The sequence below is a fragment of the Caballeronia sp. genome (assembly GCF_049581465.1).
Taxonomy (GTDB): Bacteria; Pseudomonadota; Gammaproteobacteria; order Burkholderiales; family Burkholderiaceae; genus Caballeronia.
This window is the reverse complement of record NZ_JBAUSA010001116.1, coordinates 1-9,600: the sequence shown is the minus strand read 5'-3', so window position 1 is coordinate 9,600 and position 9,600 is coordinate 1. Positions and strand designations below refer to the sequence as shown.

Sequence of the window (9,600 nt, the reverse complement as noted above, 5' to 3'; positions counted from 1 at the left end):
GCGCTATGTAACGCTTTCCAACAGCGGCGCCGAAGCGGTGGAAGCCGCGTTGAAGCTGGCGCGTCATGCTACCGGCCGGCGACGCATTCTTTCGACGCGTAATGGATTTCACGGCAAAACGTTCGGCGCTTTATCCGCGACGGGGAAGCCTGACTATCAAGCGCATTTCGGCTTGCCACTGCCGGGGTTCGATCACATCGAATTCGACGACACGACCGCCCTGGAAGCATGTTTCGTTGCACGGCCTGGCGAATATGCAGCGTTCGTCGTCGAACCGATACAGGGTGAAGGCGGCGTACGCGTGCCACGTCGGGGATATCTAAGCGAGGTTCAGGCCATCTGCCGACGTCATGAAGTTTTGCTTATCGTCGACGAAGTGCAGACCGGACTCGGGCGAACGGGCGTGATGTTCATGTGCAATGAGCAAGGCATTCAGCCGGACATCATGACCGTGTCAAAGGCGCTGGGTGGAGGTGTCGTCCCCGTCGGTGCGACCTTGGCGACGGCGTCTGCCTATAGCGAGAAGTTTGCGCTAAAGCACTCCTCCACGTTCGCGGGAAACGCGCTGGCCGCCCGAGCCGCACTCGCGACGCTCGACATGTTGACGCGAGACAACAGCGCGTTGATGCGTCATGTAAAAGCCGAGGGTGCGTATCTCAAAGGCAGGTTTGAGGATATCCGTGCGGAGCATCCCTGGCTAATCGAGGAAATCCGAGGAGAAGGGTTCATGCTGGGTATTCGCTTTACATCCGACCGCCGGCACTGGCCCGAAAGCTTCCTGGGCATTGCTGCAGCGGAAAAGGAACTCGCTCAATTTGTCGCGAGCTACCTGATGAATGTCGAGGGCGTACGGCTTGCCCCTACCCTGAATAGAGGCGACGTCCTCCGAGTGCAACCGCCCCTCACCGCAACACACGCGCAATGCGTCTTCGCGGCGGATGCAATCGGGCGCGCTGTCGCGATGCTGGCTACGCGTCAGACCGGCGGGTTCTATCGGGCCATCCTGAAACGTGAGGCGCCTGACCTGGCCACGCTGCCAAGCGTACGTCCAATAAATCGTCCAACCGAGCAAGCAATGGGTCCGGATGCGCACCGATTTGCTTTCTTGCTTCACCCGCTTGATGACCAGAGCTACGCGGACTATGACCCCAGTCTTTCCAACCTCAATGCGGGCGAATTGCGGGAGTTTGCAGACAGCATGGACGGACTGATTGACCCGGTACTTGGCAGCACCGTGGATATTCAGTCGAAAAGCGGCGCGAGGGCGCGGGGCGATTTCATTCTGCTAAGCCATACCGCGGAGCAGTTTCGGCGGTTGCCACAAACGGCAGCGCTCGCCGTGCTAAAGGCCGGTTTGCGGCTCGCGATAGACCGCGGCGCGCGCATTGTTGGACTGGGCGCCTATACGTCGGTCGTCAGCGGTGGCGGAGTTCTACTGCGGGATGAAGGGATTCCTCTTACTTCGGGCAACTCGTACACGGTCGTCGCGGGCATCGAAGCGCTCGATATGGCGGTGCATCGGACGGAGCGACACTGGGGCGAAAGCTGTGCGTGCATCGTCGGCGCTGCGGGAGCGATCGGTGCCTGCATGGCGATCTTGCTGGCGCGTCGAGTGCCACGACTTGTGCTCGTAGGCAATCCGGCACACAAGCCGGCGCTTGGCCGAGCGCGCCTGCTGGCCGTTGCCCTGACGATTGCCCGGACTGTCGTCGAACCGGACGAGTTCGTCCATGCCGGGTCGATCGCAGCCGCGATCGCGAAACGTGTTGCAAGGGGCCTTTCGCCTGAGTCGATCATTGACGAACTTGAGGCTTCGGGGGCGCTGATCCTGACGAGTCAGGCAAGCGCCATCGGACTCGCCGATATTGCCGTCACTGCAATTAGCTTCCCCGGAAAATTGATCGACGACGACATGCTGCGTTCCGGCACGATCGTGTGCGACATCTCACGGCCACGCTCATTCGATTCATCCATCGTCAAGCGACGCCCGGACGTTCTAGTGATCGATGGTGGCGTAATTGCGTTGCCGGGGCAGCCTCGAGTCGGTCCTTACGGGATCCAGGCGGGTACGTCGTACGCCTGCATGGCGGAAACGATGCTGCTGGCACTCGAAGGCCACTTCGAGCACACGAGCCTCGGTGCGACGCTCGACGTTCTTGAAGTAAGCCGACAGCAGCGCCTCGCGCACAAGCACGGGTTCTCGCTTGCCGGTCTTCAAAGCTTCGGACGACCTCTCTCGGAGGAGGCATGGCAACGCTTTATCGCGACAAGCGACGCGTCGAGTCTGGTCTAGGCGCGAGTGCAATAGCGCGATGAACCTTACCCTCCCATTCCTGGATTCGCTGCCATGATCAGGTCGTCCTCTTTGCAACTTCAGGTTCCCGACTGGCCCTATGCCTGCCGCAACGTTGTGGATATCGCGCGCGGGCGCGCAAGCATCGCGCCGTCCGGGCTGCCTTTTACGTTCATCGATTATTCGGGAAGCCGTCCGATCGATATTGCCATGAGCTACGCCGAACTTGACCGTCGTGCTCGCCAGATCGCCGCGCGTTTGCAGACGCGAGGGCGGCCGGGCGAGCGAGTTCTCCTGCTTTATCCGGCCGGGCTCGATTATCTCTGCGCGTTCTACGGGTGTCTGTATGCCGGAATGGTTGCGGTACCCGCTTACCCTCCACTGAACCCGCGTTTGCGTAGCCGTCTCGCCGCCGTTGCCGATGACTGTCAGGCAAGTGCGGCACTTACCACGCATACCGTTGTCGACGCGCTAGGAGAGCGCGCCCAGTTACCGGTGCCCCTGGCCCGCTTGCGCTGGATCGCGACGGGTGAACCCTTGGATGCGTTCGAATCTAGTTGGCGTGAACCCGCGATCGAAAGTGAGCAAATCGCTTTCTTGCAATACACGTCGGGGTCAACAGGCACGCCAAAGGGGGTGATGGTCACGCATGCCAATCTCCTCCATAACCTGTACGCCATCGCATTGCACTTGCAATTCGGGCCGGACGACCATCATCTGACGTGGCTTCCGCCTTACCACGACATGGGGCTCATCGGCGCAATATTAGGTTCGTTTAGCGCCGGCGTGCCCGTGAGTTTCATGGCGCCCGCATCGTTTCTCCGCCGTCCGGAGCGCTGGCTGCGCGAGGTGTCGTCACGTCGCTGCACAGTCAGCGGCGCACCGAATTTCGCATATGAACTCTGTCTGGAAAAAGTATCGAACGCCGAGTTGGCAACGCTCGATCTTGCTTCGTGGTCGCTCGCCTATTCGGGCGCCGAGCCGGTTCGCGCAGACACGCTTACACGTTTTGCGGAACGTTTCGGACCTTGCGGGTTTCAGCGGCGCGCGTTCTATCCTTGTTATGGAATGGCCGAAACCACCCTTTATGTGACCGGCAAGCCGCGCAATGAAGAGCCCAGAACGCTTCGAATCGACTCGGGTGCATACGCAAATGACGCTCGCGCCGTCGTCGCAACAGATCCTGATGGCAATGATGCCACGCTGGAAATAGTAAGTTGCGGCGTTCCAGCCGATGGTCTCGATGTCTTGATTGTCGATCCGCTTACTCTTTGCCCGCTGCCTGACGGCGACGTGGGTGAGATCAGAGTGTCGGGAGCATCCGTGGCGTCGGGCTACTGGCAGCGCGGAGCCTTGACGAACGAAACGTTTCGGGAATGTGTTGAGACCAAAGCGGGCGCGTATCTGCACACAGGCGATCTCGGCTTTATTCTTAACGGCGAGCTCTATGTCAGCGGCAGGCTCAAGGACCTGATGATTATCCGGGGTGTTAATCACTATCCTCAGGATATCGAAGGATCCGTGAACTCATGTCATGCGGCTATCCGGCCGGGATGCGGAATTGCCTTCTCCATTTCCAACGCGAAAGACGAGCGCCTGGTATTCGTACAGGAGGTTGGTCGTCGCGATGTCGCACGCGCCGACGAGATCTTTAGTGCGATCCGCGACGCAATAGTCGCCCGTCACGACGTCCAGCCCTTCGCTATTGTTTTGATTGAAAACGGCACCATTCCGAAGACAACAAGCGGAAAGCTGTCTCGCAATCCGTGCCGCAGCGACTATCTCTCGCAAAGACTCGCATCAATTGCCATGTGGACGAACCCGCTTTTTTCCAAAACGACCGATGCTGCATCTGTGCCGTTCAGTCAGGAACCCGTTCTTTAAATCATTCGGATACCGCTATGACCTCAATATCGCGCGCCTTCGCGCCATCCTTCGATCCGCTCGTTCCGCATCCTCAACATGTAAAGGACCCGTACCGCGTATATGCTGAGTTGCGTGCGCACGCGCCAATGTATCGATCACCGCACGGGATCTGGATTGCGACGCGTCATCAGGACATCTCGCTGATGCTAAAAGACGCACGTTTCGGGCGGGGCTACTTTTACTTCGAGAACATGGCCGCACGCCTTGGACCGGACATTCTTAAGCAACCGATCTACGATTCCGCTCGCAACATGATGGTGATGAAAGACGGCGCCGATCATCTGCGGTTGCGCGAATTGGTAGCGCAGGCATTCACACATCGCCGCGTCGAACAACTGCGGCCGTTCATGCGCGAGGTGATGAACGGCCTTGTCGACGCAGCGATCAAAAAGACCTCGTTCGACATCATGCTCGACCTCGCGTTCCCGCTTCCGGGCGCCGTCATCTGCCACATGCTGGGCGTGCCGAAGGAGGACTGGCCGAAATTCAGCGGTCGTACCGCTAACGGCTCCCGGGCGCTTGAGCCGGCGCCGCTCAATCCTATTGAACTTGCCGAACAGAACCAGGCTGTCGCTGGATTCCGGGAATATTTCGAGTGGCTGATCGAGCTGCGACGACGCGAACCGGGGGACGATCTGACCTCGATGCTCGTCGCCGCGGAGTCGCGGGACGGCAAGATTACGCGCGCGGAAATGCTCGACAACCTGCGCATGATGTTCGTCGGGGGGCAGGAGACGACGGTCAATACCATCGGTAATGGATTGCTCGCGTTGCATCAGCACCCGGAGCAACTTGCCCGCCTCCGAGGAGATTTCTCGCTACTGCCTGACGCCGTTACCGAAATGGTTCGCTACGATTCATCCGTGCAGATGACGCCGCGTCAGGCCCGCGAAGATATTGTCTTGAGTGGCGCGTCAATCAAAGCAGGCGAAACCATCATCTGCATTATCGCGTCGGCCAACCGCGATGCGGACGCGTGGGTCAATGCGGACCAGTTCGACATTGCGCGCACCCGAAGCTACCCGCTGTCCTTTGGTGGTGGCCCGCACTACTGTCTCGGTGCGCAGCTCGGACAGGTTGAAACCGAGGTGGCGCTCGAAGTCCTGTTGCAACGCATGCCGGGACTCAAGCCGGACATCGACCGTCCCCAATGGCTTCCCGGCACGGTCGTGTTTCGTGGCCTGAAGTCGATGCCCGCGACAGCCTGAGGAGCGTCAACGATGTTTCGAAAATTCTATGTAGGTCTCGGGGCTTCTCTCGCGTTCTTCATTCTGCCTGCGTGGCTGCTGCAACCGGACGCGCTTTCGTTTGCGAAGCTCTGGTGCATGGTGGGCATCGGACTGCTCGCTTCGCTAACGCAGCCGGCCTACAGCCCGCTTGATGGAGACGCGCCGCCAGAAGACCGCGGCACGGCGCGACAACTGATCTGGACGGTGTACCTGACAATGCTCGCCGGCGTGATCGAGTGCATCACGTTGCGCTATCCGCAGAGTCTTCATTGGGACACTCTTTCGTCGGTTGCGCTTGGCGTCGCCGTTGCAGGCGCACTGTTTCGTGCCTGGGCCGTTGCTGTGCTTGGCAGGTTCTTCACGTGGCACGTTCGGGTGCAAGACGGGCAGCGAGTGGTGTCAAGTGGTCCTTACAGTGTTGTTCGTCATCCGTCTTATACGGGTGCGTGGTTTCTCTATGTTGGCGCCCTGGTCTTCATTCACGCGTGGATAGCCGCGGCGTTGGCTGCAGTGCTTCTGCTGGCCGCGTTCGCACGTCGCATCCGGTACGAGGAAACGCTGATGCTGAAGGTGTTCGGCGATCAATACAGGATGTACAGCCGCACCGTGAAACGGCTCGTGCCGCTCGTCTGGTAAATCATCAAATTTAAGGAATTACGCTCATGCTTACCCTTCACCACTCACCATTTTCCGTTTCTTCACAAAAAGTACGCATCGTTCTAGTAGAGAAAGATCTTGAGTGGAACGAAAAAATCGTGGATTTGCTGGCGGGGGACCACCTGGGAACAGCGTTTCGGTACCTCAACGACCGCGCAGAGGTTCCTGTGCTCGAGCACGACGGTCTGGTCCTAAGCGAGTCGTGGCTGATCAGCGAATATCTTGATGAAGTGTTCCCCCGCATTCCGCTGATGCCGACGGCTGCGTCCGATCGCCATGCGGCTCGGCTGTGGAATCAGCGGCTGGAACGGGACATTCATGCGGCGTCGGGCGTGCTGACGTACGCGATACTGGCACGGCCGTTGCTCTTGCAGCAGTCGCCGCAAACCCTTGAAACCATGCTGCAGCAGTTGCCGGACCCCTCTGTGCGGGCGTGGCGAGCGAGTGTGCTCGCGCGTGGCATCCATGCGCCGGAGTTAAAGCGTTGCATTGTGGTGTACCAGGAATTCTTCCGGCGCATGGAAGCTGCGCTGCCCGACGCACATGCATGGCTGGCAGGCCCGTCGTTCAGCATGGCCGACATTGCCGTGTTGCCGTATGTCATGCGCGCGGATCATCTCGGGCTCGGCGACCTTATGACGTTTGAGCAGTGTCCGAACGCGCGCTCCTGGTACTTCAGGATGCTTGCGCGGCCGTCCATGCACGCGTCTTTCGTTCGATACCTCGACGGCGAGACGCACGCGCTGATGACTCAACTCGTCTTGGCGGCGCAACCGGATCTTACTCGCCTCATGCAGTCGCTATAACAGGAAAGCAATTGTGGACCACCGAAACCTGTTCGAAACCAAAACGACATATCGGCTTCTGCGCGCAGAGTATTTCGTTGCGTTGCTGGTTTGCGCCGGGCTGTTTGCCTTTCATTTCGATGAGATCCGATGGTGGGCGTTCACGCTCTTGTTCTTATACATCGACGTGATTGGCTATCTGCCGGGGGCCATAACTCACCGCCTGGCCAATGGCGGCCGGATATCGAGGGTCTATTACGTGTTGTACAACAGTATGCACAGCCTTCTTAGCGCCGCGCTGGTTGGAGCGCTGTGGGCGTGGTTCGTTCGTCCGGAATGGGCTTTGCTCGCGTTGCCACTGCATCTCTTCGGCGATCGGGCGCTGTTCGGCAATTTCCTGAAGCCGTTCGGCGTAGGTTTCGAGCCGGCCGTTCATCCTGATTTTGAACGCTTCCAGAATCACTATGCGGGCAAGATGAACCCGCAGCGTGCGGAGCGATGATGCACATGGATTCTCTTGTAGACGATGTCAGCGCGGTTGAAACGCTACGGCGACACGCGAACCATCCATCCGCATATCTTGCGTTGAACCGAGACACATCGCGCTTTCGGGTCAGCGGCGTCGATGGCCTCATTGCGTATCGATGCGCCGGACGACGGCACGTGGTCATAGCCGCTGGTATCACGGCCGCGAGCGAGAACCGCGCGCTGTTGCTGGATCACTTTCTTTCATGGGCCCGTGCTCGGCGGCGCAAAGTGATTGCCGTACAGATGCTGCGGGAGGACGCGGAGTTGCTCGCACAAAGAGGGTTTCGCGTCAATCAGATCGGCGGGTCATACAGCGTGGGGCTCGGCGAGTTCAAGATCGCGGGCACGGCGTTCATCAAGCTGCGTAACAAGATATCGCGGGCGCGTCGGGCCGGTGTGGAAGTGATGGAGTTGGGCAACGACTTACCAACGAGCCCGGAGCTCGCTCAATCCATCCGTGGCATCGACGACGAATGGATCAGGGGCAAGCATGCTAAGGAACTCGAGTTTCTGGTGGGCGAGGTGGGCGATCTCACCAGCATGGACTATGTAACCGAGCGAACCAAGCGGATCTTCGTTGCGATGACGGATGGGGCACCTGTTGCTTACGTGCTCTATGTGGCCAGCTTTGGCGCCAGTCGGGGTTGGATGCACGATCTTTCGCGACGACTTTCCCAAGCGCCCACGGGGACAATGGAGTTGATTAATATCACGGCGATCGAGCGTTTCAAGGCGGAGCGGGCGGAGATGCTTAACTTCGGCTTCACTCCGTTGACCGCGCTTGATCGCGAACATGAGATCCCGGGTGCATGGAGCCGGATGGCTGCATGGATATTCAAGCAACTTGCACTGCGAGGTAGCTTCATCTATCCGGCGCAGACACAGCTTGCCTACAAGATGAAGTGGGCGCCGAGCCTCGTTCAGCCTGAATATGTTGCGTTTCAGGGCGGCTTTACGCTCGGCGGGTTATGGCAGTTTCTGCGTTTGACGAAGGCGATCTGAATGGCCTCCTCTTCGTCTTTACACTCCGCCAATGGGCGAGCGGTGCCGCAGCCGACAGTGTGGATGCGGGCCGCTCTTGACGACGCCGCCCCGGCCGTCGCGGCGCCGTTGGGTTGCGATGTCGCGGTGGTGGGTGGGGGGCTGGCGGGGTTGTCGACAGCGCTGCACCTGAAGATTCTCGCGCCGCACCTCGACGTCGTATTGCTGGAAGCCGGGCGTATCGGTTATGGGCAAAGTGGACTCAATTCGGGGCAAGCCGCGCCGCGAATCGGGCCGGCTATCGAGGCGCAGGTCGCGGCGCTTGGTCGTGCGGCCGCGATAGCGGCTCATGCATATTCAGTACAGGCCATCGAGTTCGCCGCCGCGCTGGTGAATCGGCATCACATCGATTGCGATCTGGAGGCGACTTCGCAATGGGAAGTCTCCCTGACGGATCGCGACGCCGCAAAGCTTGAGCGGCGATCGTCGCTTTATCGCGCACTCGGTTTCGACGTCCCACTCGTTGATTCGAGTGCCGTGCGTTCTGCTTTGCCAAGCTCGACAAGGATTCGAAACGCCATCGCGTTTCCTGCGTACCGCTTGAATCCGGGACGGCTTTGCGTTGGCCTCAAGCGAGTAGCACAGCAGGCGGGAGTCCGTGTGTTCGAACACTCGCGGGCGGAACTGTCGCCCGTGTTGGCGGTCGCTGGATTTGACGTTCGGGCAGATCGTGTTGTGCTTGCCGTAGATGGGGGAATTGCGGCGCTTAAGCTATCCCGAAGCACGGTCTTTCCAGTGTCGGCCTTCGCTGCCGTCACCCGTCCGCTGCGGCCTGAAGAGCGCGCCGCGATCGGTTGGGCTGAAGGGCAGGGGCTTTACGACGCGCGGCCCCTATTCAACTTTCTACGTCCGCTGGCGGACGGCCGACTGCTCATTGGTGGAAATTACCACTACGCCCACTCAGGAAGGATCAGCGGGAAGGATGTCACGCGCAGCGCGTCTAGACTTATGACACAACTCGAGAATTTCTTTCCAGCCCTGAAGGGTCTCGCAGCCGAGAGGGCATGGGGGGGCGTACTCGGCTGCACGCTTAACGAATGGCCCGTGGTTGCACCGCTCGACGATGCCCGGTGTTGGTGGCATCTGGGCGGCTGGAATGGCCACGGAGTCGCGCTGGCGATAGCGGGGGGGCATGAACTGG

Annotated in this window: 8 protein-coding genes; all 8 read left to right on the top strand. The window is 59.7% G+C overall.

The window, feature by feature from the left end; all coding sequences use genetic code 11:
- Window positions 1-2,293, top strand: a 2,293-nt coding sequence (locus WCA53_RS27255) for an aminotransferase class III-fold pyridoxal phosphate-dependent enzyme (RefSeq protein ID WP_423918062.1), incomplete at its 5' end; no start/stop codon positions are given.
- 54 nt (window positions 2,294-2,347) lie between these two features.
- Window positions 2,348-4,177 (top strand): fatty acyl-AMP ligase, encoded by a 1,830-nt coding sequence (locus WCA53_RS27250; RefSeq protein ID WP_423918059.1) that lies wholly within the window; start codon window positions 2,348-2,350, stop codon window positions 4,175-4,177.
- Between the two features lie 17 nt (window positions 4,178-4,194).
- Complete coding sequence (locus WCA53_RS27245; RefSeq protein WP_423918056.1) at window positions 4,195-5,427, top strand: cytochrome P450; 1,233 nt, start codon at window positions 4,195-4,197, stop codon at window positions 5,425-5,427.
- 12 nt (window positions 5,428-5,439) lie between these two features.
- Complete coding sequence (locus tag WCA53_RS27240) at window positions 5,440-6,084, top strand: methyltransferase family protein (protein WP_423918052.1); 645 nt, start codon at window positions 5,440-5,442, stop codon at window positions 6,082-6,084.
- 26 nt (window positions 6,085-6,110) lie between these two features.
- Window positions 6,111-6,911, top strand: a complete 801-nt coding sequence (locus WCA53_RS27235; protein WP_423918048.1) for a glutathione S-transferase family protein — start codon at window positions 6,111-6,113, stop codon at window positions 6,909-6,911.
- Window positions 6,912-6,924: 13 nt separating this feature from the next.
- A complete protein-coding gene (locus tag WCA53_RS27230) occupies window positions 6,925-7,392 on the top strand; it encodes a hypothetical protein (protein ID WP_423918045.1) in 468 nt (155 codons plus the stop codon).
- A gap of 5 nt (window positions 7,393-7,397) precedes the next feature.
- Window positions 7,398-8,420, top strand: a complete 1,023-nt coding sequence (locus WCA53_RS27225) for a DUF2156 domain-containing protein (RefSeq protein WP_423918042.1) — start codon at window positions 7,398-7,400, stop codon at window positions 8,418-8,420.
- A gap of 63 nt (window positions 8,421-8,483) precedes the next feature.
- Window positions 8,484-9,600: NAD(P)/FAD-dependent oxidoreductase (locus WCA53_RS27220; RefSeq protein ID WP_423918039.1), on the top strand; the 1,117-nt coding region annotated here is incomplete at its 3' end.